We start from the raw sequence: 23336 nt of genomic DNA, 5'->3' as shown, positions 1-23336 counted from the left end.
ATGCCTCGTAAGGGCCCCGCCCCGAAGCGCCCGGTCATCATCGACCCGGTCTACGGTTCTCCTCTGGTGACCTCCCTCATCAACAAGGTGCTGCTGAACGGCAAGCGCTCCACCGCCGAGCGCATCGTCTACGGCGCCATGGAGGGTCTGCGTGAGAAGACGGGCAACGACCCGATCATCACGCTGAAGCGCGCGCTGGAGAACATCAAGCCGACCCTCGAGGTCAAGTCCCGCCGTGTCGGTGGTGCGACGTACCAGGTTCCGATCGAGGTCAAGCCCGGTCGCGCCAACACCCTCGCGCTGCGCTGGCTCGTCGGTTACTCCCGCGCCCGTCGCGAGAAGACCATGACCGAGCGTCTGCTCAACGAGCTCCTCGACGCCTCCAACGGCCTGGGTGCCGCTGTGAAGAAGCGCGAGGACACGCACAAGATGGCCGAGTCCAACAAGGCCTTCGCGCACTACCGCTGGTAGTCGCTACCCACATCGAGACCGAGAGAAGACTGAAGCCTTATGGCTACCACTTCACTTGACCTGGCCAAGGTCCGCAACATCGGGATCATGGCCCACATCGACGCGGGCAAGACGACCACCACCGAGCGGATCCTGTTCTACACCGGTGTGTCTTACAAGATCGGTGAGGTCCACGACGGCGCTGCCACCATGGACTGGATGGAGCAGGAGCAGGAGCGTGGCATCACGATCACCTCTGCTGCCACCACCTGCCACTGGCCGCTGGAAGACGTCGACCACACGATCAACATCATCGACACCCCGGGTCACGTCGACTTCACCGTCGAGGTGGAGCGCTCCCTGCGCGTGCTCGACGGTGCCGTGACGGTGTTCGACGGCGTCGCCGGCGTGGAGCCCCAGTCCGAGACGGTGTGGCGTCAGGCGGACCGCTACGGCGTGCCGCGTATCTGCTTCGTCAACAAGCTCGACCGGACCGGTGCCGAGTTCCACCGCTGCGTCGACATGATCTCTGACCGCCTGGGCGCTCAGCCGATCGTGATGCAGCTGCCGATCGGTGCCGAGGCCGACTTCAAGGGCGTCGTCGACCTGGTGACGATGAAGGCCCTGGTCTGGTCCGCCGAGGCCACCAAGGGCGAGATGTACGACGTCGTCGACATCCCGGACACGCACACCGAGGCTGCCGAGGAGTACCGCGGCAAGCTGCTCGAGGCCGTGGCCGAGAACGACGAAGAGATCATGGAGCTGTACCTGGAGGGCACCGAGCCCTCCGTGGAGCAGCTGTACGCCGCGATCCGTCGTATCACCATCGCGTCCGGCAAGGGCACCGGCACCACTGTGACCCCGGTGTTCTGCGGTACCGCGTTCAAGAACAAGGGCGTCCAGCCCCTGCTCGACGCGGTCGTGCGCTACCTGCCTTCCCCGGTTGACATCGAGGCCATCGAGGGCCACGACGTCAAGGACCCGGAGATGGTCGTCAAGCGCAAGCCGTCCGACGACGAGCCGCTGTCGGCGCTGGCGTTCAAGATCATGAGCGACCCGCACCTCGGCAAGCTCACCTTCGTCCGGGTTTACTCGGGCCGCCTGGAGTCCGGCTCTTCGGTGCTGAACTCCGTCAAGGGCAAGAAGGAGCGCATCGGCAAGATCTACCGCATGCACGCCAACAAGCGTGAGGAGATCGAGTCGGTGGGCGCCGGCGACATCGTCGCCGTCATGGGCCTGAAGCAGACCACCACCGGTGAGACGCTGTCCGACGACAAGAACCCGGTCATCCTGGAGTCCATGGACTTCCCGGCGCCGGTCATCCAGGTCGCCATCGAGCCCAAGTCGAAGGGCGACCAGGAGAAGCTGGGCGTCGCGATCCAGCGCCTGGCCGAGGAGGACCCGTCCTTCCAGGTCCACTCGGACGAGGAGACGGGCCAGACCATCATCGGTGGTATGGGCGAGCTGCACCTCGAGGTGCTGGTCGACCGTATGCGCCGTGAGTTCAAGGTCGAGGCCAACGTCGGCAAGCCGCAGGTCGCGTACCGCGAGACGATCCGCAAGGCCGTCGAGCGCGTGGACTACACCCACAAGAAGCAGACCGGTGGTACCGGTCAGTTCGCCAAGGTGCAGATCGCGATCGAGCCGATCGAGGGCGGCGACGCCTCGTACGAGTTCATCAACAAGGTGACCGGTGGCCGTATCCCGAAGGAGTACATCCCTTCGGTGGACGCCGGTGCGCAGGAGGCCATGCAGTTCGGCATCCTCGCCGGCTACGAGATGACCGGCGTGCGCGTCATCCTGATCGACGGTGGCTACCACGAGGTCGACTCCTCCGAGCTCGCGTTCAAGATCGCCGGTTCGCAGGCCTTCAAGGAGGCCGCGCGCAAGGCCAGCCCCGTGCTGCTCGAGCCGATGATGGCCGTCGAGGTCACCACGCCCGAGGACTACATGGGTGAGGTCATCGGCGACATCAACTCCCGCCGTGGCCAGATCCAGGCCATGGAGGAGCGGGCCGGTGCCCGCGTCGTGAAGGGCCTCGTGCCCCTTTCGGAGATGTTCGGTTACGTCGGCGACCTGCGCAGCAAGACGTCCGGCCGGGCCAGCTACTCCATGCAGTTCGACTCCTACGCCGAGGTTCCGCGGAACGTCGCCGAGGAGATCATCGCGAAGGCCAAGGGCGAGTAACGCACCGCGTTCACACGCCGTAGGCTTGACTCCGGAGCCTCAAGGGGCATTCCGCCGTAAACGCGGAGGAATGCCCCGGGTTCCGGGCCTTTACAGCAAAGATCACCTGGCGCCGATGAAGTAAGGCGTACAGAACCACTCCACAGGAGGACCCCAGTGGCGAAGGCGAAGTTCGAGCGGACTAAGCCGCACGTCAACATCGGCACCATCGGTCACATCGACCACGGTAAGACGACCCTCACGGCCGCCATTACCAAGGTGCTGCACGACGCGTACCCGGACCTGAACGAGGCCACCCCGTTCGACAACATCGACAAGGCGCCCGAGGAGCGCCAGCGCGGTATCACCATCTCCATCGCGCACGTCGAGTACCAGACCGAGGCGCGTCACTACGCCCACGTCGACTGCCCGGGTCACGCGGACTACATCAAGAACATGATCACCGGTGCCGCCCAGATGGACGGCGCGATCCTGGTGGTCGCCGCGACCGACGGCCCGATGCCGCAGACCAAGGAGCACGTGCTCCTGGCCCGCCAGGTCGGCGTTCCGTACATCGTGGTCGCCCTGAACAAGGCCGACATGGTGGACGACGAGGAGATCCTGGAGCTCGTCGAGCTCGAGGTGCGTGAGCTCCTCTCCGAGTACGAGTTCCCCGGCGACGACGTTCCGGTCGTCAAGGTCTCCGCTCTCAAGGCCCTCGAGGGCGAGAAGGAGTGGGTGGACTCCGTCCTCAACCTGATGAACGCCGTCGACGAGTCGATCCCGCAGCCGGAGCGCGACGTCGACAAGCCGTTCCTCATGCCGATCGAGGACGTCTTCACGATCACCGGTCGCGGTACGGTCGTCACCGGCCGTATCGAGCGTGGTGTCCTGAAGGTCAACGAGACCGTCGACATCATCGGCATCAAGACCGAGAAGACCTCCACCACGGTCACCGGCATCGAGATGTTCCGCAAGCTGCTCGACGAGGGCCAGGCCGGTGAGAACGTCGGTCTCCTCCTCCGTGGCATCAAGCGCGAGGACGTCGAGCGCGGCCAGGTCATCATCAAGCCGGGCTCGGTCACCCCGCACACCGAGTTCGAGGCCCAGGCCTACATCCTGTCCAAGGACGAGGGTGGCCGCCACACGCCGTTCTTCAACAACTACCGTCCGCAGTTCTACTTCCGTACGACGGACGTGACCGGCGTGGTGACCCTCCCCGAGGGCACCGAGATGGTCATGCCGGGTGACAACACCGAGATGAAGGTGGACCTCATCCAGCCCGTCGCCATGGAAGAGGGCCTGAAGTTCGCCATCCGTGAGGGTGGCCGCACGGTGGGCGCCGGCCAGGTCACCAAGATCGTCAAGTAAGTTCCGCTTGCTTGAGGGTCACCTGACCTGAGGTCTCCGACCTGGAAGAGGCCCGTACGACTTCGGTCGTACGGGCCTCTTTGTCGTTGGATAGCACCCTCTGGCGCTCGGGCCTTCGAAAGTATTCGTCGCGTACGACCCGTTCCCCGCGGCGCTCCCTCTCTCCAGTATTTGTCATGCCGCTGAGCAAATAGGGAGTGGAGGGGCTGTCGTATGTCCATGGCACGCAGAACGGTGCTCGGGGCGGGGCTTGCCGCTGTGCCGGTGCTGACGTCGGGGGTCGCGTGGGGCGCCGGGGGCGACGGCCCGGAGGTGACGGAGCCGGGGTCGTACATCTCCTTCACAGGCGGGGCGTTCGCCCTGGTCGGCGCGCCCGTGGTGGTCAGCCCCGAGGATCACCCCGGCGTCGTACGGGTCGCGGGCGACCTGCGCGACGACCTCGAACGCGTCACGGGCGTCCGCCCGGGCTCGGCGATGGGGCGGTTCCCGGTCATCCTCGGCACCATCGGCCGCAGCCCGCTGGTCGACGGCCTGGTCAGCTCCGGGAAACTGGACGTGACAGGCGTGCGCGGGCGGTGGGAGACCTCGCTGCAGACGGTCGTGGAGCATCCGATGCCCGGCGTGGAGCGGGCGTTCGTCATCGCCGGCAGCGATCCGCGAGGCGCGATCTTCGGCGCGTACGACGTCTCGTACGGCATCGGCGTCTCGCCCTGGCACTGGTGGGACGACGTGCCGCCGGTGCGGCGCACCGGGGTGTGGGTGCGGCCGGGCCGGTTCACCCAGGGCAGCCCGGCGGTGAAGTACCGGGGCTTCTTCATCAACGACGAGAACCCGGCGCTCGGCACCTGGGCGCCGGCGTACTTCGGCCCCGGAAAGGCGCCCGGACACCCGGACGGCTTCAACTCCGCCTTCTACTCAAGGGTGTTCGAGGTCCTGCTGCGCCTGAAGGGCAACTACCTCTGGCCCGCGGTCTGGGGCCGGGCCTTCGCGGAGGACGACCCGGAGAACCACCAGCGGGCCGCGGAGTACGGCGTCGTCATAGGCACCTCTCATGAGGCGCCGATGATGCGTGGCATCGAGGAGTGGAACCGCCACGCGACCCCGGGGCACGACCCCTACGGGGGCACGGGCGAATGGTCGTACCGCCGCAACGCGGAGGCGCTGCGCGCGTACTGGCGCGCCGGCATCCAGCGCATGGTCGACCAGGGCTTCGAGGGAGTCGTGACCCTCGGCATGCGCGGCAACGGCGACACCAGCCTGCCCGACGGCGACGGCATCGAGCTGATGCAGCAGATCATCGCCGACCAGCGGCGGATCATCGAGGAGGTGACGGGCAGACCGGCCGCCGAGACTCCGCAGGTCTGGACGCTCTACAAGGAGGTGCAGCGGTACTGGGACCGGGGCCTGCGCGCGCCGGACGATGTCACGGTGGTCCTCACGGACGACAACTGGGCGAACATCCGCAAGCATCCGGACGGCGTCCGGGGCGGCGGCTTCGGCCTGTACTACCACTTCGACTACGTCGGCGCGGGCCGCAACTACAAGTGGGTGGACACGGCGAACATCCGCAACGTCTGGGACCAGCTCCACCAGGCGCACGCCTACGGCAACCACGGTCTGTGGGTGGCGAACGTGGGCGATCTGAAGGGCAACGAGCTGCCGACGGAGTTCTTCCTGACGTACGCCTGGAATCCGGACGGCTGGCCGCTGGAACGCCTCGGTGAGTGGGAGGAGCGTTACGCCCGCCAGAACTTCGGCGACACGTCGGCCCGGGAGATCGCCTCGGTCCTGTCGGCGTACGGCCGCCTCCAGGCCCGCCGCAAGCCGGAGTTGCTCAACCGCCGCATCACCCTGTCCGCCGACGGCCAGGTGGTCTACGACGACCAGCAGAGCCCGTACTACTTCGCGCACCGGGAGCTGGAGCGGGTGACGGGAGAGTGGCGGGAGCTGGGCGGGCGCGCGGAGCGGATCGCGCGCCGGCTGCCCCCCGAACGGCAGGATGCCTGGTTCGAGCTGGCCGGCTACGAGGTGACGGCGACCGCGAACCTGTACGCGCTGCGGGCGGCGGAGTTCGAGAACCTGCTGTACGCGCGGCAGGGCAGAGCGGCGACGAACGACCGGGCGGCTGCGGCGGAGGCGGCCCTGGCGAGGGACTTCGCGCTTGCGGACCGCTTCAACTCGGCCGTGGCGAAGGGAAAATGGAAAGGCTTCCAGACCCAGCCGCACATCGACTACGGCGATGTGGACCGGTACGGCCCCAACGCGCCCTGGCAGCAGCCGGAGAAGGACAACGTGGCTCTGCCGGACGTGTTGTTCCCGGCGGTACGGCGGATCGAGGTGCCCTCGGGCGCCGAGCTGGGCGTGTCGGTGGACGGGGCGGAGGACGCGGGGGAGTGGTGGCCCGGTGGTTCTGCCAGGGACGCGTCCCTGCCGTCGTTCAGCCCGTACCAGACGCGGCCGCAGCAGTACGTGGAGGTCTTCAACAGGGGCCGTACGCCCTTCGACTACGAGGTGCGGTCCTCGGCACCCTGGCTGGTGGTGGACCACCCGCGTGGCCGGGTGGAACAGCAGGTCCGGCTGGAGGTCCGGGTGGACTGGACGAAGGCTCCGGCAGGCCCCGCGGAGGGCACGCTGACGGTGAACGGGGCGGGGGCTTCGGTGACGGTGAGGTGTGTGGCGGAGCGACCTTCCGCCCGGGGCTTGCGTGGCTTCGTCGAGGCGGGCGGCTATGTGGCGATCGACGCTGAGCACTACGACCGGGCGGTGGGCGGCTGGCGCCGGCTCGACGGCATCGGGCGCACCGGCGCGGGCATGACCCCGTGGCCGGTGACGTCCCCGAGCCGCACGCCGGGAGGCTCCTCACCGTGCCTGGAGTACGAGGTGAGCCTGCCGTCCGATCCCGGTGAGGTGACGGTGTGGGCGTACGTCTCGCCGCGCAACCCGGCTCTGCCGGGCGTCACGGGCCTGTCCTACGGCGTCTCGCTGGACGACGGCCCGATCCGGACGGTGGACATCACGGCCGGCGCGGACGACGGCGCGCTGAACACGGTCTGGGCCCGCAACACGTCGGACAACGTGAACCGCACGGCCACCCGCCACTCCGTGGGGTCGGCCGCGGTGCACCGGCTGACGTTCTGGATGGTGGATCCGACGGTGGTGGTGCAGCGGTTGGTGATCGATACGGGCGGGTTGCCCGAGCTGTATCTGGGCCCGGTGGAGAGCCGGCGCGTATAGCGATTGCCGTACGATGCGCCCTCATGGCGATACAGAATCCGTATCCGTGGGGACCCCCGTACGGCGGCCCGCCGCCTTCGCCGGTGAACATCCCGGCGAAGGACGTGCGGCCTCGGCGCATCTGGTACGTGGTGGCGGCGCTGCTGGGGCTCGTACTGGCCGGTGCCGGTATCGCCTTCATCGTGGTGGCGGGGAAGAGCATCGTGGACTCGATCGACACCGCCCACAGCTTCTCCAGCGGTGACTCGCGGACGTTCCGCTTCGTCCAGGGGGAGACCAAGGCGATCTACGTCTCGCAGTCCGGGCAGGGCCATGTCGTCTGCCGGATCCCCCAGATGCGGTCCGGGTCGATGACCCGGCCGAGCAGCACCTTCCGCATCACCCTCGGTTCCCGCACCTGGGACCGCGTGCTCGAGGTGAAGCCCGGCAGCAGCGGCGACTACACGCTCACCTGCACCTCGGAGCTGCCGGCCGAGTTCGCGCTGGGGGACAAGCCCCGGGTGGGGGACACGGTCGGGAGCATCGCCGTGGGCATCGGCTGCTTCATCGCCGCGCTCGCCGCGACCGTGACCATCACCGTCGTCACCGCGGTTCGCCGCGGCAGCCACCGCCGCCGGCTGGCCGCCGCGTCGGCCCCTCCGCCGCAGTGGGGTGCACCGCAGCAGTGGGGCGCACCGCCCTCCGGTCCCGGTCCGTGGCCCCCGGCCGGCCCGATGTCCTAGCGCGACACCTGTTTCACCGTGGCGCCGGGGACGGTGATCTCGGCCCATACGGTCTTGCGCGGCGGCCTGCCCGGCGAGACGCCCCAGCGGTCGGCCAAGGCCTCCACGAGGACCAGTCCCCGGCCCGAGTCGGCCTCGGCCGAAGGGGGTTGCGTCCGGGGCATGCGGTCACCGCGCGTGTCGGTCACCTCGATGCGGAGCGTCTCGCCGACGACGTAGAGCGTGAGCCGGAAGCTCCTTCCGGGCACCCGGCCGTGGGTCGCGGCGTTGGCCGCCAGCTCGCCCACGACGTGCGCCGCCGGGTCCAACGGGAGTCCCCAGTTGCGGAGTTGTTCCGTGGTCAGGAGGCGAGCCAGGCGTGCGCCGCGACGGGTGGGGGACAGGAGGACCGTGAAGTTCGGGATGGGGCTGGCGAGTTCGGCCGGAGCGTGGGCAGCCTCGGCGGTTTCCTGATTCATGTCACTCAGCGTGGCCGTGTGTGCTTCCGTGGGTGAGTCACAACGCCTGCACGTACGGTGACTGTCCCGGCTTTTGTCCCGGCTGTCTCGGCTGTCTCGCGCGTTGTACGGGTACGAGTGCGCGTCGGAGGAGGGGTCATGGGCGACGGTGTGGACGAGGCGGGTTGGGACGTCGAGCCGGGGGACGAGATCGAGCCGGTGGTGCAGGCGGTGGGGCGCCTGCTCAAGGTGTGCCGGGAGGCGGCCGGGATGAGCGTGGCCGACCTGGCCGAAGCCCTGGGCTACGGCGAGGACATGATCCGCAAGATCGAGCGCGGGGCGCGGATCCCTCGGCCGGAGCTGCTGGATCGGGCGGACCGGATCCTGAAGGCGCAGGGGCATCTGCGGGCGTTCATGGAGGACATGCGGAAGGCCCGGTATCCCAAGAAGGTGCGCGAGCTGGCGGAGCTGGAGGGGCGGGCGGTGGAGATGCTGCTGTACAGCCACCACAACATCCATGGCCTGCTGCAGACGGAGGAGTACGCGCGAGCGCTGCTCCGCACCTGGCGTCCGGCCTACTCGCCGGACCAGCTGGAGCGCATGGTGGCCGCTCGCGTAGCCCGGAAGTCCGTCTTCGAGCGCTCGCCCGCACCGGAGTTCAGCTTCGTCCAGGAAGAGGTGACGCTCCGTCGCCCGGTCGGGGACACAATGGTGTTGCGCCGACAGCTCGAACACATGCTGGAGGTCGCGCAGTTGCCTTCCGTGGAGCTTCAGGTGATGCCGACCGCCCGCGCGAACCACCCCGGGACGGCCGGTCTGATCGAAGTGCTGAAGTTCGTGGACGGGACGGGAGTTGGCCGTACCGACGGTGACTTCTCAGGCCGCCCCGTCTCGAGCCCGAGGCAGCTCCGTGTCCTCGACCTGCGCTATGGCATCATCCGGGCTCAGGCGCTCACGCCAGAGGAGTCTCTGGTCTTCATCGAGCAGGCACTGGGAGAACTATGAGCACCCCGGAACTCCACTGGTTCAAGAGCAGCTGTAGCGACAGCAGCAACGGCAATGACTGCCTCGAGGTAGCCCTCACCTGGCACAAGAGCAGCTACAGCAGCAGCAGCAACGGCAACGACTGCGTCGAGGTGGCCGAAGCCCCCACCACCATCCACATCCGCGACTCCAAGAACCCCACCGGCCCCCGCCTCGCCCTCGCGCCGGAGGCCTGGTCGGAGTTCGTACGTGCACTCTGACGCCACCGGCACCGCCACCGATCTTGTCCGACCGAAAGTGAAGCCGTGAGCGCCGTCCCACCCTCCGACCACCCCGACGAGTCCTCCATACCCGACGAGCAGTGGGAGGCGTTCCTGCGCGAGGCCGCCGAGGACGGTGGCAGGAACGCGCCGAAGGAGCCGTCCGCGCGGGCGCGGATGGTGACGCGTCGGCTGCAGGCGGTACCGGACCAGGCTGCCGAGGGCGGTCGTCGGCGGTGGCGGCGGAAGCAGGCGCAGCCCACGCTGCCGCCGGGATGGCGCACCGGTCCGGCCTGGCGGGAGACGAACGGGCGGAGCGGTCGGCGCCGTGCCGTGGGCTCGGCGATCGGAGTGGTGCTGGCGGTGGCGGTGGCCGTCGTAGCCGTACGGCCCTCGCTGCTGGACCGGCTTCCCGGCCGCAGCCACGACTCGGGGTCCTCGGCCTCGCCGCTGCCTGCCGAGACGGCGTTGCCGTCCGGTGCTCCGGGCACGGTCGACCACACCGGACTGCCCACCCGCAACGAACCGTTCCGCGGTTCGCCCGCCGTGCGGTGGGCCGACGGAGCGGACGCCATCGAGGTGCCGCACGCGAAGGCCGTGGCCGGGATGAGCCAGGACGACGTGGCCCTCGCCCTGCGCCGCACCAAGGAGTTCCTGGTCGACACCAATCTGGACCCGGCCGTGCTGCGCGGCGGGCAGCCCGACGCGGCGCTGGCCCTGCTCGACCCGCAGCAGCCGCACACGCTGTCCGGCCTGCGGCGCTCGCTGCGCACCCCGGACCGCCGGCGCAACCCCCTGGATCTGGTGACCCGCTTCGACCCGGCGGAAGTGGCCCTCGCCGGTGACGTGATCAAGGTGCGCGGCCATATGACGTTCTCCGCCGGTGCCGCGGGCGAGGTGCGGGTGCACGCGGACTACACCTTCGTCTACCCGCTGGTCCGGGCCGGTGGAAAGGGAGGCGGCGCCGGTGCCGACGATGTCGTGGCACGGACGATCATCCGCCGCGACCTGACCATGGTCCTGCTCGACCCGCGCAAGTGGATCTCGACCGAGGGCAAGCTCGGGGTCCGGTCGTCCGACAGCGAGTTCTACAACACCGAGTGCGACGTCCACGACGGCTACTACCACCCCGTCTTCCCGGACGGCGCCCCCACGGGCGCCCCGGCCACGGGCCCCGCCGTGGACCCGTACGACCGCAGCAAGTCCGTGACGGACGACCATGACAAGGGCTGCGGGACGGTCACCCGCACCTGACGAGGTCCCGGTTTGACCTACGTCACCTTGGGGGTATTCTCTCCGGCCCGATTGGCATCCGCCCCGCCCGATATGGCAGACTGTCCGAGTTGCTCGGTCGAGTGTTGATGCTGCGCGCCTCCCGCCGGGAGGACTGGAAGCGAGTCCCACAGTACTCGTCGCCCTAACTGCCCACGGGCAGCACTGGGGCGGACGTACGGGAATCTTCCGGGAAGCGTGGGCGCGGCACCGGCCAGGCGCCCGGTGGGCCCGAGGTCCCCGGTCCGCGGTTCCGGAAGGGCCGTGCGCATTCCTGCAGGGATGTTCGAACAAGGGACATCTGTGTCAGCGGGAGCGCGACACGCCCGACCGCGTGGGTCGGAGAAACGAAGGCAGCAGAAGGAATCCGCCGGGTTCCAGAGCCATAGAGAGACAGGACTACTGAGTAGCCATGGCGGGACAGAAGATCCGCATCCGGCTCAAGGCCTACGACCACGAGGTCATCGACTCCTCGGCGAAGAAGATCGTCGAGACGGTGACCCGCACTGGTGCGTCGGTCGCGGGCCCGGTGCCGCTGCCCACTGAGAAGAACGTGTACTGCGTCATCAAGTCGCCGCACAAGTACAAGGACTCGCGCGAGCACTTCGAGATGCGCACGCACAAGCGCCTGATCGACATTCTCGACCCGACCCCCAAGACCGTTGACTCTCTGATGCGACTCGACCTGCCGGCCGGTGTCGACATCGAGATCAAGCTCTGAGGCTGGTGGGCTGAGAATGGCTAAGCAGATCAAGGGCATCCTGGGCGAGAAGCTCGGCATGACGCAGGTGTGGGACGAGAACAACCGTGTTGTTCCGGTCACCGTCGTCAAGGCCGGCCCGAACGTCGTCACCCAGGTCCGTACGAACGACGTGGACGGCTACGAGTCCGTTCAGATCGCCTTCGGCGAGATCGACCCGCGCAAGGTGAACAAGCCCCTCAAGGGCCACTTCGCCAAGGCCGACGTCACCCCCCGTCGCCACCTCGTCGAGATCCGCACCGCGGACGCCTCCGAGTACACGCTGGGCCAGGAGATCACCGCTGAGGTGTTCGAGGCCGGCGTGAAGGTCGACGTGACCGGCAAGAGCAAGGGCAAGGGCTTCGCCGGTGTCATGAAGCGTCACAACTTCAAGGGCCTCGGCGCCGGACACGGCACCCAGCGCAAGCACCGCTCTCCCGGTTCCATCGGTGGCTGCGCCACCCCGGGCCGCGTGTTCAAGGGCCTCCGCATGGCGGGTCGCATGGGCAACGAGCGGGTCACCACCCAGAACCTGACCGTCCACGCCGTTGACGCGGAGAAGGGTCTGCTGCTCATCAAGGGCGCGGTTCCCGGTCCGAACGGCGGCCTCGTCCTGGTCCGCACCGCGGCCAAGGGGGCCTGAGGTAACCGATGAGCACTGTTGACATCCTTTCGCCGGCGGGCGACAAGGCCGGTTCCGTCGAGCTCCCCGCGGAGATCTTCGACGCCAAGGTCAGCGTTCCGCTGATCCACCAGGTCGTCGTCGCGCAGCTGGCCGCTGCCCGTCAGGGCACGCACAAGACCAAGACCCGCGGTGAAGTCCGTGGTGGTGGCAAGAAGCCGTACCGCCAGAAGGGCACCGGTCGCGCCCGTCAGGGTTCGACCCGCGCGCCGCAGTTCGCCGGCGGTGGCGTCGTCCACGGCCCGCAGCCGCGTGACTACTCGCAGCGCACCCCGAAGAAGATGAAGGCCGCCGCCCTGCGCGGTGCCCTCACCGACCGGGCGCGTCACAACCGCATCCACGTCGTCTCCGGCGTGGTCGAGGGCGAGACCCCCAGCACCAAGGCCGCCAAGTCGCTGTTCGGCAAGATCTCGGAGCGCAAGAACCTGCTCCTGGTCGTCGACCGCGCCGACGAGGCCGCGTGGCTTTCCGCCCGCAACCTGCCCCAGGTCCACATCCTGGAGCCGGGCCAGCTGAACACGTACGACGTTCTCGTCTCGGACGACGTGGTCTTCACCCAGGCCGCTTTCGAGTCCTTCGTGTCTGGCCCCAAGGCCGCTGACACCGAAGGGAGCGAGGCCTGATGGCTACGCGTCACCCGAGCATTGCCTCGAAGGCGGCCAAGGCCGCCAAGGCCGCGCGCGTCGCCAAGGCGCGTCGCCACGCCACCGAGGGCAAGAACACCGTCGAGACCCCGCTGAGCAAGTCGTACACGGACCCCCGTGACGTCCTGCTGAAGCCGGTCGTCTCCGAGAAGAGCTACGCGCTCCTCGACGAGAACAAGTACACGTTCATCGTCGACCCGAACGCCAACAAGACCCAGATCAAGCAGGCCGTCCAGGCGGTCTTCGACGTCAAGGTCACCGGGGTCAACACGATCAACCGCCAGGGCAAGCGCAAGCGGACCCGCACCGGCTTCGGCCAGCGCGCGGGCACCAAGCGCGCGATCGTGACCCTCGCCGAGGGCGACCGTATCGACATCTTCGGCGGTCCGACCGCCTAAGGGCGGTCCGGATCGTCCGATATCGGACGAGGACTGAGAAATGGGAATCCGCAAGTACAAGCCGACTACGCCGGGCCGTCGTGGCGCCAGCGTCGCCGACTTCGTCGAGGTCACGCGGTCCACGCCGGAGAAGTCGCTGGTCCGCCCGCTGCACAGCAAGGGCGGCCGTAACAACGCCGGTCGTGTGACCGTTCGCCACCAGGGTGGCGGACACAAGCGCGCCTACCGCGTGATCGACTTCCGTCGTCACGACAAGGACGGCGTGCCGGCGAAGGTCGCGCACATCGAGTACGACCCCAACCGCACCGCGCGCATCGCGCTGCTGCACTACGCCGACGGCGAGAAGCGCTACATCCTCGCCCCGCGCAACCTGCAGCAGGGCGACACCGTGGAGAACGGTCCCGGGGCCGACATCAAGCCGGGCAACAACCTGGCCCTCCGCAACATCCCGGTCGGTACCACGATCCACGCGATCGAGCTCCGTCCCGGTGGCGGTGCCAAGTTCGCCCGCTCCGCCGGTGCCTCCGTGCAGCTGCTCGCGAAGGAGGGCTCGATGGCCCACCTCCGCATGCCGTCCGGCGAGATCCGCCTGGTCGACGTCCGCTGCCGCGCCACCGTCGGTGAGGTCGGCAACGCCGAGCAGAGCAACATCAACTGGGGTAAGGCCGGCCGTAAGCGGTGGCTGGGCGTCCGCCCGACCGTCCGTGGTGTCGTGATGAACCCGGTCGACCACCCGCACGGTGGTGGTGAGGGCCGGACCTCCGGTGGCCGCCACCCTGTGTCCCCGTGGGGCAAGAAGGAAGGCCGTACTCGTTCGCCCAAGAAGGCGTCGAACAAGTACATCGTCCGCCGCCGCAAGACGAACAAGAAGCGCTAAGGACGGGTTGAGATGCCTCGTAGCCTGAAGAAGGGGCCCTTCGTCGACGACCACCTGATCAAGAAGGTGGACGCCCAGAACGAAGCCGGCACCAAGAACGTCATCAAGACCTGGTCCCGCCGCTCGATGATCGTCCCGGCCATGCTGGGCCACACGCTGGCGGTGCACAACGGCAAGACCCACATCCCGGTGTTCGTCACCGAGTCGATGGTCGGCCACAAGCTCGGCGAGTTCTCGCCGACGCGCACCTTCCGGGGTCACGTCAAGGAAGACCGGAAGTCGAAGCGCCGCTAGTAGCGGATCGCATTCAGACACGTAAGTAACTGAAGGGACAACCATGGAAGCCAGGGCCCAGGCGCGGTACATCCGCGTCACGCCCATGAAGGCCCGCCGCGTGGTGGACCTCATCCGTGGCATGGACGCCACGGAGGCCCAGGCTGTTCTGCGATTCGCTCCGCAGGCAGCCTCCGTGCCGGTCGGCAAGGTGCTCGACAGCGCCATCGCCAACGCCGCGCACAACTACGACCACACCGACGCCGACAGCCTCTACATCTCCGAGGCGTACGTCGACGAGGGTCCGACCCTGAAGCGGTTCCGTCCGCGTGCCCAGGGCCGTGCCTACCGGATCCGCAAGCGGACCAGCCACATCACCGTGGTCGTCAGCAGCAAGGAAGGAACCCGGTAATGGGCCAGAAGGTAAACCCGCATGGGTTCCGGCTCGGTGTCACGACCGACTTCAAGTCGCGTTGGTACGCCGACAAGCTGTACAAGGACTACGTCAAGGAAGACGTCGCCATCCGTCGGATGATGACGTCCGGCATGGAGCGCGCCGGTATCTCGAAGGTGGAGATCGAGCGCACCCGTGACCGCGTGCGTGTGGACATCCACACCGCTCGTCCCGGCATCGTCATCGGCCGCCGTGGCGCCGAGGCCGACCGCATCCGCGGCGACCTCGAGAAGCTCACGGGCAAGCAGGTCCAGCTGAACATCCTCGAGGTCAAGAACCCCGAGACCGACGCTCAGCTGGTTGCCCAGGCCGTTGCCGAGCAGCTCTCCTCCCGCGTCTCCTTCCGCCGTGCCATGCGCAAGAGCATGCAGTCGGCGATGAAGGCCGGCGCCAAGGGCATCAAGATCCAGTGCGGTGGCCGCCTCGGCGGCGCCGAGATGTCCCGCTCGGAGTTCTACCGCGAGGGCCGTGTGCCCCTGCACACGCTCCGCGCGAACGTGGACTACGGCTTCTTCGAGGCCAAGACGACCTTCGGCCGCATCGGTGTGAAGGTCTGGATCTACAAGGGCGACGTCAAGAACATCGCCGAGGTCCGCGCCGAGAACGCTGCGGCCCGTGCGGGTAACCGCCCGGCCCGCGGTGGTGCCGACCGCCCGGCCCGTGGTGGCCGCGGTGGCGAGCGGCGCGGTCGCAAGCCGCAGCAGGCTGCCGGCGCCGAGGCCCCCAAGGCCGAGGCTCCCGCCGCTCCGGCTGAGAGCACCGGAACGGAGGCCTGACCGACATGCTGATCCCCCGTAGGGTCAAGCACCGCAAGCAGCACCACCCCAAGCGTCGGGGTGAGGCCAAGGGCGGTACCACGGTCGCGTTCGGCGAGTACGGCATCCAGGCCCTCACGCCGGCGTACGTGACCAACCGCCAGATCGAGGCGGCTCGTATCGCGATGACCCGCCACATCAAGCGTGGCGGCAAGGTCTGGATCAACATCTACCCGGACCGCCCGCTCACGAAGAAGCCGGCCGAGACCCGCATGGGTTCCGGTAAGGGTTCGCCGGAGTGGTGGATCGCGAACGTGCACCCGGGCCGGGTCATGTTCGAGCTGTCCTACCCGAACGAGAAGATTGCGCGTGAGGCTCTCACTCGTGCGGCTCACAAGCTGCCGATGAAGTGCCGCATCGTCAAGCGCGAGGCAGGTGAAGCGTGATGTCGGTCGGTACCAAGGCGTCCGAGCTGCGCGAACTGGGCAACGAGGAGCTTCTGGCGAAGCTCCGCGAGGCCAAGGAAGAGCTGTTCAACCTCCGCTTCCAGGCGGCGACGGGCCAGCTCGAGAACCACGGCCGTCTGAAGGCGGTCCGCAAGGACATCGCCCGGATCTACACCCTCATGCGTGAGCGTGAGCTCGGCATCGAGACGGTGGAGAACGCCTGATGAGCGAGAAGAACGTGACTGAGAACACTGAGGCGCGCGGTTTCCGCAAGACCCGTGAGGGCCTCGTCGTCAGCGACAAGATGGACAAGACCGTCGTCGTCGCCGTCGAGGACCGCGTCAAGCACGCGCTGTACGGCAAGGTCATCCGCCGTACCAACAAGCTCAAGGCGCACGACGAGCAGAACGCCGCGGGTGTCGGCGACCGCGTCCTCCTGATGGAGACCCGGCCGCTGTCCGCGACGAAGCGCTGGCGCGTCGTCGAGATCCTCGAGAAGGCCAAGTAATTCCTGCGGGGCAAACCCGCAGGTCAGTTCCGCCAGGCTCCGGGGGCCGTTGAAAGACGGCCCCCGGGGAACCGGCAGACGATCAGGAGATAGACGTGATCCAGCAGGAGTCGCGACTGCGCGTCGCCGACAACACTGGTGCGAAGGAGATCCTTTGCATCCGTGTGCTCGGTGGCTCCGGTCGCCGCTACGCGGGCATCGGTGACGTCATCGTCGCCACCGTCAAGGACGCGATCCCCGGTGGCAACGTGAAGAAGGGTGACGTCGTCAAGGCGGTCATCGTTCGCACCGTCAAGGAGCGCCGCCGTCCGGACGGCTCGTACATCCGCTTCGACGAGAACGCCGCCGTCATTCTGAAGAACGACGGCGACCCTCGCGGCACCCGCATCTTCGGCCCGGTCGGGCGTGAGCTGCGCGAGAAGAAGTTCATGAAGATCATCTCGCTGGCTCCGGAGGTGCTGTAAGCATGAAGATCAAGAAGGGCGACCTGGTCCAGGTCATCACCGGCAAGGACAAGGGCAAGCAGGGCAAGGTCATCGCGGCCTACCCCCGCGAGGACCGTGTCCTGGTCGAGGGTGTCAACCGGGTCAAGAAGCACACCAAGGCCGGTCCGACCGCCAGCGGTTCGCAGGCCGGCGGCATCGTGACCACCGAGGCGCCGATCCACGTCTCCAACGTCCAGCTGGTCGTGGAGAAGGACGGCAACAAGGTCGTCACGCGTGTCGGCTACCGCTTCGACGAAGAGGGCAACAAGATCCGCGTTGCCAAGCGGACGGGTGAGGACATCTGATGGCTACCACCACCACTCCGCGTCTGAAGCAGAAGTACCGCGACGAGATCGCGGGCAAGCTGCGTGACGAGTTCAAGTACGAGAACGTCATGCAGGTTCCCGGCCTCGTCAAGATCGTGGTCAACATGGGTGTCGGCGACGCCGCCCGTGACTCGAAGCTGATCGAGGGCGCGATCCGCGACCTGACCACCATCACCGGTCAGAAGCCGGCCGTCACCAAGGCCCGCAAGTCCATCGCGCAGTTCAAGCTGCGTGAGGGTCAGCCGATCGGTGCCCACGTCACGCTCCGTGGCGACCGCATGTGGGAGTTCCTGGACCGCACCCTGTCGCTCGCGCTCCCGCGCATCCGCGACTTCCGCGGCCTGTCCCCCAAGCAGTTCGACGGCCGTGGCAACTACACCTTCGGTCTCACGGAGCAGGTCATGTTCCACGAGATCGACCAGGACAAGATCGACCGTACCCGGGGTATGGACATCACCGTGGTCACCACGGCGACCAACGACGCTGAGGGCCGTGCGCTCCTTCGTCACCTCGGCTTCCCGTTCAAGGAGGCGTGAGCGAGATGGCGAAGAAGGCTCTGATTGCCAAGGCTGCTCGCAAGCCCAAGTTCGGTGTGCGTGGCTACACCCGCTGCCAGCGCTGCGGCCGTCCGCACTCCGTGTACCGCAAGTTCGGCCTCTGCCGCGTGTGCCTTCGTGAGATGGCTCACCGTGGCGAGCTGCCGGGCGTGACCAAGAGCTCCTGGTAGTCCCGGTAATTCGGGATCACCAAGGCTCTCGGTAAGTAGATAGGGCGGTCAGACGCCCAGCCCGCATGCCTTAGGCTTGTGGGGTTGGGCGTCTGTCGCCGCCCATACGACTTACTACGCCGTAGGTCCACCGCGCCGCACCCGTCCCGTCTCGGATCGGGGAGAGGGATGGCGCACCAGGAAACCCCGGCGAGAGAGGCCGAAGGCCAATTCATGACCATGACTGATCCGATCGCAGACATGCTGACGCGTCTGCGGAACGCGAACTCGGCGTACCACGACTCCGTGGCGATGCCGCACTCGAAGATCAAGTCGCACATCGCGGAGATCCTCCAGCAGGAGGGCTTCATCACGGGCTGGAAGGTCGAGGACGCCGAGGTCGGCAAGAACCTCGTCCTGGAGCTGAAGTTCGGCCCCAACCGTGAGCGCTCCATCGCGGGCATCAAGCGGATCTCCAAGCCCGGTCTCCGGGTGTACGCGAAGTCCACCAACCTGCCGAAGGTGCTCGGCGGCCTCGGCGTGGCGATCATCTCCACGTCCCACGGGCTCCTCACCGACAAGCAGGCCGGCAAGAAGGGCGTGGGTGGGGAAGTCCTCGCCTACGTCTGGTAGCAGAAGGGAACGGAGGAAACAGCTATGTCGCGCATCGGCAAGCTCCCCATCGCGGTTCCCGCCGGCGTGGACGTCACCATCGACGGCCGTACGGTCTCGGTCAAGGGCCCCAAGGGCTCGCTGACCCACACCGTCGCGGCTCCGATCGACATCGCTAAGGGCGAGGACGGCACCCTGCAGGTGACCCGCCCGAACGACGAGCGTCAGAGCAAGGCCCTGCACGGCCTCTCCCGCACGCTGGTGGCGAACATGATCACCGGCGTGACCCAGGGTTACGTGAAGAAGCTCGAGATCAGCGGTGTCGGTTACCGAGTGACCGCCAAGGGTTCGAACCTGGAGTTCGCTCTCGGTTACAGCCACCCGATCCTGGTCGAGGCCCCCGAGGGCATCTCCTTCAAGGTGGAGACCCCGACCCGTTTCTCGGTCGAGGGCATCGACAAGCAGAAGGTCGGCGAGGTTGCGGCCAACATCCGCAAGCTGCGCAAGCCCGACCCGTACAAGGCCAAGGGCGTCAAGTACGAGGGCGAAGTCATCCGCCGCAAGGTCGGAAAGGCGGGTAAGTAAGCCATGGCATACGGGCAGAAGATCCTCAAGGGCGACGCCTACAAGCGCGCCGCGATCAAGCGCCGTCACATCCGGATCCGCAAGCGGATCTCCGGTACGGCGGAGCGCCCCCGTCTGGTCGTGACCCGCTCCAACCGCCACATCGTGGCGCAGGTGATCGACGACCTGAAGGGCCACACCCTCGCGTCGGCGTCCACCCTGGACGCATCGATCCGCGGTGGCGAGGCCGACAAGTCCGCGCAGGCCAAGCAGGTCGGCGCCCTGGTCGCCGAGCGTGCCAAGGCCGCCGGTGTCGAGGCCGTCGTGTTCGACCGTGGTGGTAACCAGTACGCCGGCCGCATCGCGGCTCTGGCGGACGCCGCCCGCGAGGCCGGGCTCAAGTTCTGAGCCACGGTTCCGTAGCTAGCGGAAACAGAGAGAGGTAATTCCAATGGCTGGACCCCAGCGCCGCGGTGGCGGTGCCGGTGGCGGCGAGCGGCGGGACCGGAAGGGCCGTGACGGCGGCGCTGCTGCCGCCGAGAAGACCGCGTACGTTGAGCGCGTTGTCGCGATCAACCGCGTCGCCAAGGTTGTGAAGGGTGGTCGTCGCTTCAGCTTCACCGCGCTGGTCGTGGTGGGCGACGGTGACGGCACCGTGGGTGTCGGATACGGCAAGGCCAAGGAGGTGCCGGCCGCCATCGCCAAGGGCGTTGAGGAGGCCAAGAAGCACTTCTTCAAGGTCCCCCGGATCCAGGGCACCATCCCGCACCCGATCCAGGGTGAGAAGGCTGCCGGCGTCGTGCTGCTCAAGCCCGCGTCCCCGGGTACCGGTGTTATCGCCGGTGGTCCGGTGCGTGCCGTGCTCGAGTGCGCCGGTATCCACGACATCCTGTCGAAGTCGCTCGGCTCCGACAACGCGATCAACATCGTGCACGCGACCGTGGAGGCCCTCAAGGGCCTGCAGCGTCCCGAGGAGGTCGCGGCCCGCCGTGGTCTGCCGCTCGAGGACGTCGCCCCCGCGGCTCTTCTCCGTGCGCGTGCCGGGGCGGGTGCGTAATCATGGCGCAGCTCAAGATCACGCAGGTCAAGTCCTACATCGGCAGCAAGCAGAACCACCGTGACACCCTGCGCTCCCTTGGTCTCAAGGGCATCAACACGCAGGTCGTCAAGGAGGACCGCCCCGAGTTCCGCGGCATGGTGCACACCGTCCGCCACCTCGTGACGGTCGAGGAGGTCGACTGATCATGGCGGAGCAGAACCCGCTCAAGATCCACAACCTCCGTCCGGCCCCCGGCGCCAAGACCGCCAAGACCCGTGTCGGTCGTGGTGAGGCGTCGAAGGGTAAGACGGCCGGTCGTGGTACCAAGGGTACGAAGGCCCGTTACCAGGTTCCGGAGCGCTTCGAGGGTGGCCAGATGCCGCTGCACATGCGCCTCCCGAAGCTGAAGGGCTTCAAGAACCCGTTCAAGACCGAGTACCAGGTCGTGAACCTCGACAAGCTGGCCGCGCTGTACCCCGAGGGTGGCGAGGTCACCGTCGAGGGCCTGGTGGCCAAGGGTGCCGTTCGCAAGAACAGCCTCGTCAAGGTCCTCGGCCAGGGCGAGGTCTCCGTGGCGCTGCAGGTGACGGTCGACGCCGTCTCCGGCTCCGCCAAGGAGAAGATCACCGCCGCCGGCGGTACGGTCACCGAGCTGGTCTGAGTCCCTCAGGTCTTTCGATGACATGAACGATCCCGACCGGGGATACTCCACAAAAGGGGTATCCCCGGTCGGTCGTTCCTAGGGGGGTGCTCTCGCCGGTAAGGTGGCCAGCACTGCCTACTTTCATCGGGTGCTTCCCATGGGGCACCCTGAGCGGCAGTTGACCGTTAGCTATTCGTCTGTATCCGTCGAACCTCAAGACCGTCACCCTTGACGCACTTGCGCGGGGGTCGCAGGAGGCACCGTGCTCACCGCGTTCGCCCGGGCGTTCAGGACGCCCGACCTGCGCAAGAAGCTGCTCTTCACGCTGGCCATCATCGTGGTCTACCGGGTCGGTACCCACATTCCGATCCCCGGCGTCAACTACAAGGCCGTCCAGCAGTGCGTGACCGAGGCACAGGGCAACCAGGGCCTGTTCGGCCTCGTGAACATGTTCAGTGGCGGTGCGCTGCTGCAGATCACGGTCTTCGCGCTCGGCATCATGCCGTACATCACGGCCAGCATCATCCTTCAGCTGCTGACCGTGGTCATCCCGCGCCTGGAAGCCCTCAAGAAGGAGGGCCAGGCGGGTACGTCGAAGATCACGCAGTACACCCGTTACCTGACCGTGGCCCTGGCCATTCTGCAGGGCACCGGCCTGGTCGCCACCGCCCGCAGCGGCGCGCTCTTCAACGGCTGCTCCGTCGCCTCGAGCATCGTCCCGGACCAGGCGATCTTCTCGACCATCACGATGGTCATCTGCATGACCGCCGGTACGGCCGTCGTAATGTGGCTCGGTGAGCTGATCACCGACCGCGGCATCGGCAACGGCATGTCGATCCTGATGTTCATCTCGATCGCCGCGACCTTCCCGTCCGCGCTGTGGGCGATCAAGAAGCAGGGCACCCTGGCCGGCGGCTGGATCGAGTTCGGCACGGTCATCCTGGTCGGCCTGGTCATGGTCGGGCTCGTGGTCTTCGTCGAGCAGGCCCAGCGCCGCATCCCGGTCCAGTACGCGAAGCGCATGATCGGCCGTCGGTCCTACGGCGGTACGTCCACGTACATCCCGCTCAAGGTGAACCAGGCCGGTGTGATTCCGGTCATCTTCGCCTCGTCGCTGCTCTACATCCCGGCACTCGTGGCGCAGTTCGCGGGGAGCAAATCGAACTGGGCCATCTGGGTCAAGGACAATCTGACCAAGGGCGACCACCCGATTTACATCGTTTCGTACTTCTTGCTCATCGTTTTCTTCGCGTTCTTCTACGTGGCGATCTCCTTCAACCCCGAAGAAGTCGCCGACAACATGAAGAAGTATGGTGGCTTCATCCCGGGCATCCGGGCTGGCCGACCGACCGCTGAGTACCTCAGCTACGTGCTCAACCGGATCACCTGGCCGGGTTCGCTGTATCTGGGTCTGATCGCTCTCGTACCGACAATGGCGTTGGTGGGCTTCGGGGCAAGCCAGAACTTCCCGTTCGGTGGTACCAGCATCCTGATCATCGTGGGTGTCGGTCTCGAGACGGTGAAGCAGATCGAGAGCCAGCTCCAGCAGCGCAATTACGAAGGGTTCCTCCGCTGATGCGTATCGTCCTCGTCGGGCCGCCGGGCGCCGGTAAGGGAACGCAAGCCGTCCGCCTCGCCGAGAAGCTGGCCATCCCGCACATCTCCACGGGCGACCTGTTCCGGGCCAACATCAGCCGGCAGACCGAGCTGGGCAAGCTCGCGAAGTCCTACATGGACGCGGGCAACCTCGTCCCGGACGAGGTCACCATCGCGATGGCCAAGGACCGCATGGAGCAGCCGGACGCCGAGAAGGGCTTCCTGCTGGACGGCTTCCCGCGCAACGTCTCGCAGGCCGAGGCGCTGGATCAGCTCCTGGAGACCGAGGACATCACGCTGGACGCCGTCCTGGACCTGGAGGTCCCGGAGGACGAGGTCGTGAAGCGGATCGCCGGCCGGCGCATCTGCCGCAACGAGTCGTCGCACGTCTTCCACGTGACGTACAGCCCGCCGAAGAAGGAGGGCGTCTGCGACGTCTGCGGCGGTGAGCTCTACCAGCGCGACGACGACTCCGAGGACACCGTCCGCAAGCGGCTCGAGGTCTACCACACGCAGACCGAGCCGATCATCGACTACTACAAGGCGCAGGGCCTGGTCGTGACGATCTCCGCCCTGGGCCCCGTGGACGAGATCACGCAGCGGGCCCTGGAGGCCCTCAAGCGCGAGAAGGCCGAGAGCTGAACAGCCCGGCTCTTCCGGCCGCGGCGCCCTCCCCGGGTGCCGCGGCCGTAC

The 23336-nt window shown here is 67.4% G+C and carries 32 protein-coding genes; 31 read left to right on the top strand and 1 reads right to left on the bottom strand.

Annotated elements, in window-relative coordinates; genetic code table 11:
* The 5 genes from rpsG (at position 1) to SRB17_RS16765 (ending at position 7943) form a co-directional block, all read left to right on the top strand.
* The gene (rpsG, locus tag SRB17_RS16785) at positions 1–471 is read left to right on the top strand and encodes a 30S ribosomal protein S7 (RefSeq protein ID WP_003992340.1); all 471 of its coding nucleotides are present in this window, start codon (positions 1–3) and stop codon (positions 469–471) included.
* A 39-nt stretch (positions 472–510) separates the two neighbouring features.
* A complete protein-coding gene (gene fusA / locus SRB17_RS16780) occupies positions 511–2637 on the top strand; it encodes an elongation factor G (RefSeq protein ID WP_153539298.1) in 2127 nt (708 codons plus the stop codon).
* A 156-nt stretch (positions 2638–2793) separates the two neighbouring features.
* Positions 2794–3987 carry an elongation factor Tu gene (gene tuf / locus SRB17_RS16775; protein ID WP_225824999.1) on the top strand — a complete coding sequence of 398 codons (1194 nt, stop codon included), beginning with the start codon at positions 2794–2796 and terminating at the stop codon, positions 3985–3987.
* 219 nt (positions 3988–4206) lie between these two features.
* Positions 4207–7221 (top strand): glycosyl hydrolase 115 family protein, encoded by a 3015-nt coding sequence (locus tag SRB17_RS16770; protein WP_416237061.1) that lies wholly within the window; start codon positions 4207–4209, stop codon positions 7219–7221.
* Positions 7222–7244: 23 nt separating this feature from the next.
* Complete coding sequence (locus tag SRB17_RS16765) at positions 7245–7943, top strand: serine/arginine repetitive matrix protein 2 (protein WP_153539294.1); 699 nt, start codon at positions 7245–7247, stop codon at positions 7941–7943.
* Here SRB17_RS16765 and SRB17_RS16760 read toward each other — a convergent pair.
* Positions 7940–8401, bottom strand: a complete 462-nt coding sequence (locus tag SRB17_RS16760; RefSeq protein ID WP_153539292.1) for an ATP-binding protein — start codon at positions 8399–8401, stop codon at positions 7940–7942. The two genes, SRB17_RS16765 and SRB17_RS16760, sit on opposite strands and share 4 nt — an antisense overlap.
* 138 nt (positions 8402–8539) lie before the next feature.
* Between SRB17_RS16760 and SRB17_RS16755 the strand changes: the two genes are divergently transcribed.
* From SRB17_RS16755 to SRB17_RS16630, 26 genes are all read left to right on the top strand, one after another.
* Entirely contained in the window at positions 8540–9385 is an 846-nt protein-coding gene (locus tag SRB17_RS16755) for a helix-turn-helix domain-containing protein (protein ID WP_153539290.1), read from the top strand.
* Complete coding sequence (locus tag SRB17_RS16750; RefSeq protein WP_153539288.1) at positions 9382–9624, top strand: DUF397 domain-containing protein; 243 nt, start codon at positions 9382–9384, stop codon at positions 9622–9624. The genes SRB17_RS16755 and SRB17_RS16750 overlap by 4 nt, the downstream gene beginning before the upstream one ends.
* A gap of 45 nt (positions 9625–9669) precedes the next feature.
* Positions 9670–10878, top strand: a complete 1209-nt coding sequence (locus SRB17_RS16745) for a hypothetical protein (protein ID WP_323375691.1) — start codon at positions 9670–9672, stop codon at positions 10876–10878.
* 430 nt (positions 10879–11308) lie between these two features.
* On the top strand, positions 11309–11617 hold the full coding sequence (gene rpsJ, locus SRB17_RS16740; RefSeq protein ID WP_003948644.1) for a 30S ribosomal protein S10: 309 nt from the start codon (positions 11309–11311) through the stop codon (positions 11615–11617).
* 16 nt (positions 11618–11633) lie between these two features.
* Positions 11634–12278: a 50S ribosomal protein L3 gene (rplC, locus tag SRB17_RS16735; RefSeq protein WP_129307396.1), complete on the top strand. Its 645-nt coding sequence runs from the start codon at positions 11634–11636 to the stop codon at positions 12276–12278.
* An 8-nt stretch (positions 12279–12286) separates the two neighbouring features.
* On the top strand, positions 12287–12940 hold the full coding sequence (gene rplD / locus SRB17_RS16730) for a 50S ribosomal protein L4 (RefSeq protein WP_153539286.1): 654 nt from the start codon (positions 12287–12289) through the stop codon (positions 12938–12940).
* Positions 12940–13359 carry a 50S ribosomal protein L23 gene (gene rplW / locus SRB17_RS16725; RefSeq protein WP_153539284.1) on the top strand — a complete coding sequence of 140 codons (420 nt, stop codon included), beginning with the start codon at positions 12940–12942 and terminating at the stop codon, positions 13357–13359. Before rplD ends, rplW begins: the two co-directional genes overlap by 1 nt.
* Positions 13360–13399: 40 nt before the next feature.
* A complete protein-coding gene (gene rplB / locus SRB17_RS16720) occupies positions 13400–14236 on the top strand; it encodes a 50S ribosomal protein L2 (protein WP_153539282.1) in 837 nt (278 codons plus the stop codon).
* A gap of 12 nt (positions 14237–14248) precedes the next feature.
* Positions 14249–14530 carry a 30S ribosomal protein S19 gene (gene rpsS, locus SRB17_RS16715; RefSeq protein ID WP_023547380.1) on the top strand — a complete coding sequence of 94 codons (282 nt, stop codon included), beginning with the start codon at positions 14249–14251 and terminating at the stop codon, positions 14528–14530.
* Positions 14531–14573: 43 nt separating this feature from the next.
* A complete protein-coding gene (gene rplV, locus SRB17_RS16710; RefSeq protein ID WP_019329637.1) occupies positions 14574–14921 on the top strand; it encodes a 50S ribosomal protein L22 in 348 nt (115 codons plus the stop codon).
* Complete coding sequence (gene rpsC / locus SRB17_RS16705; protein ID WP_055706471.1) at positions 14921–15739, top strand: 30S ribosomal protein S3; 819 nt, start codon at positions 14921–14923, stop codon at positions 15737–15739. Before rplV ends, rpsC begins: the two co-directional genes overlap by 1 nt.
* A 5-nt stretch (positions 15740–15744) precedes the next feature.
* Positions 15745–16164 carry a 50S ribosomal protein L16 gene (gene rplP, locus SRB17_RS16700; protein ID WP_030788270.1) on the top strand — a complete coding sequence of 140 codons (420 nt, stop codon included), beginning with the start codon at positions 15745–15747 and terminating at the stop codon, positions 16162–16164.
* On the top strand, positions 16164–16388 hold the full coding sequence (rpmC, locus tag SRB17_RS16695; protein WP_023547377.1) for a 50S ribosomal protein L29: 225 nt from the start codon (positions 16164–16166) through the stop codon (positions 16386–16388). The genes rplP and rpmC overlap by 1 nt, the downstream gene beginning before the upstream one ends.
* Complete coding sequence (gene rpsQ, locus SRB17_RS16690; RefSeq protein ID WP_153539280.1) at positions 16388–16672, top strand: 30S ribosomal protein S17; 285 nt, start codon at positions 16388–16390, stop codon at positions 16670–16672. The genes rpmC and rpsQ overlap by 1 nt, the downstream gene beginning before the upstream one ends.
* Before the next feature lie 95 nt (positions 16673–16767).
* Positions 16768–17136, top strand: a complete 369-nt coding sequence (gene rplN / locus SRB17_RS16685; protein ID WP_003998823.1) for a 50S ribosomal protein L14 — start codon at positions 16768–16770, stop codon at positions 17134–17136.
* Positions 17137–17138: 2 nt separating this feature from the next.
* Positions 17139–17462 carry a 50S ribosomal protein L24 gene (gene rplX / locus SRB17_RS16680; protein WP_153539278.1) on the top strand — a complete coding sequence of 108 codons (324 nt, stop codon included), beginning with the start codon at positions 17139–17141 and terminating at the stop codon, positions 17460–17462.
* Positions 17462–18019 carry a 50S ribosomal protein L5 gene (rplE, locus tag SRB17_RS16675; protein ID WP_153539276.1) on the top strand — a complete coding sequence of 186 codons (558 nt, stop codon included), beginning with the start codon at positions 17462–17464 and terminating at the stop codon, positions 18017–18019. Before rplX ends, rplE begins: the two co-directional genes overlap by 1 nt.
* A 5-nt stretch (positions 18020–18024) precedes the next feature.
* Positions 18025–18210, top strand: a complete 186-nt coding sequence (locus tag SRB17_RS16670) for a type Z 30S ribosomal protein S14 (RefSeq protein WP_003948630.1) — start codon at positions 18025–18027, stop codon at positions 18208–18210.
* Positions 18211–18423: 213 nt separating this feature from the next.
* Positions 18424–18822 (top strand): 30S ribosomal protein S8, encoded by a 399-nt coding sequence (gene rpsH, locus SRB17_RS16665; RefSeq protein WP_004984520.1) that lies wholly within the window; start codon positions 18424–18426, stop codon positions 18820–18822.
* Between the two features lie 24 nt (positions 18823–18846).
* The gene (gene rplF, locus SRB17_RS16660; RefSeq protein WP_153539274.1) at positions 18847–19386 is read left to right on the top strand and encodes a 50S ribosomal protein L6; all 540 of its coding nucleotides are present in this window, start codon (positions 18847–18849) and stop codon (positions 19384–19386) included.
* 3 nt (positions 19387–19389) lie between these two features.
* The gene (gene rplR / locus SRB17_RS16655) at positions 19390–19773 is read left to right on the top strand and encodes a 50S ribosomal protein L18 (protein WP_014674380.1); all 384 of its coding nucleotides are present in this window, start codon (positions 19390–19392) and stop codon (positions 19771–19773) included.
* Positions 19774–19816: 43 nt separating this feature from the next.
* A complete protein-coding gene (rpsE, locus tag SRB17_RS16650) occupies positions 19817–20422 on the top strand; it encodes a 30S ribosomal protein S5 (protein WP_015658456.1) in 606 nt (201 codons plus the stop codon).
* A gap of 2 nt (positions 20423–20424) precedes the next feature.
* Complete coding sequence (gene rpmD, locus SRB17_RS16645) at positions 20425–20607, top strand: 50S ribosomal protein L30 (protein WP_003974250.1); 183 nt, start codon at positions 20425–20427, stop codon at positions 20605–20607.
* 2 nt (positions 20608–20609) lie between these two features.
* A complete protein-coding gene (gene rplO / locus SRB17_RS16640; protein WP_030745257.1) occupies positions 20610–21065 on the top strand; it encodes a 50S ribosomal protein L15 in 456 nt (151 codons plus the stop codon).
* Between the two features lie 244 nt (positions 21066–21309).
* On the top strand, positions 21310–22623 hold the full coding sequence (secY, locus tag SRB17_RS16635) for a preprotein translocase subunit SecY (protein WP_323375689.1): 1314 nt from the start codon (positions 21310–21312) through the stop codon (positions 22621–22623).
* Positions 22623–23285 (top strand): adenylate kinase, encoded by a 663-nt coding sequence (locus tag SRB17_RS16630; protein ID WP_153539272.1) that lies wholly within the window; start codon positions 22623–22625, stop codon positions 23283–23285. Before secY ends, SRB17_RS16630 begins: the two co-directional genes overlap by 1 nt.
* Positions 23286–23336: the final 51 nt, after the last annotated feature.

The organism is Streptomyces sp. RB17 (genome assembly GCF_009604455.1).
Taxonomy (GTDB): Bacteria; Actinomycetota; Actinomycetes; order Streptomycetales; family Streptomycetaceae; genus Streptomyces.
The sequence above is the reverse complement of the archived record's forward strand: the minus strand, read 5'-3'. Positions and strand labels throughout refer to the sequence as shown.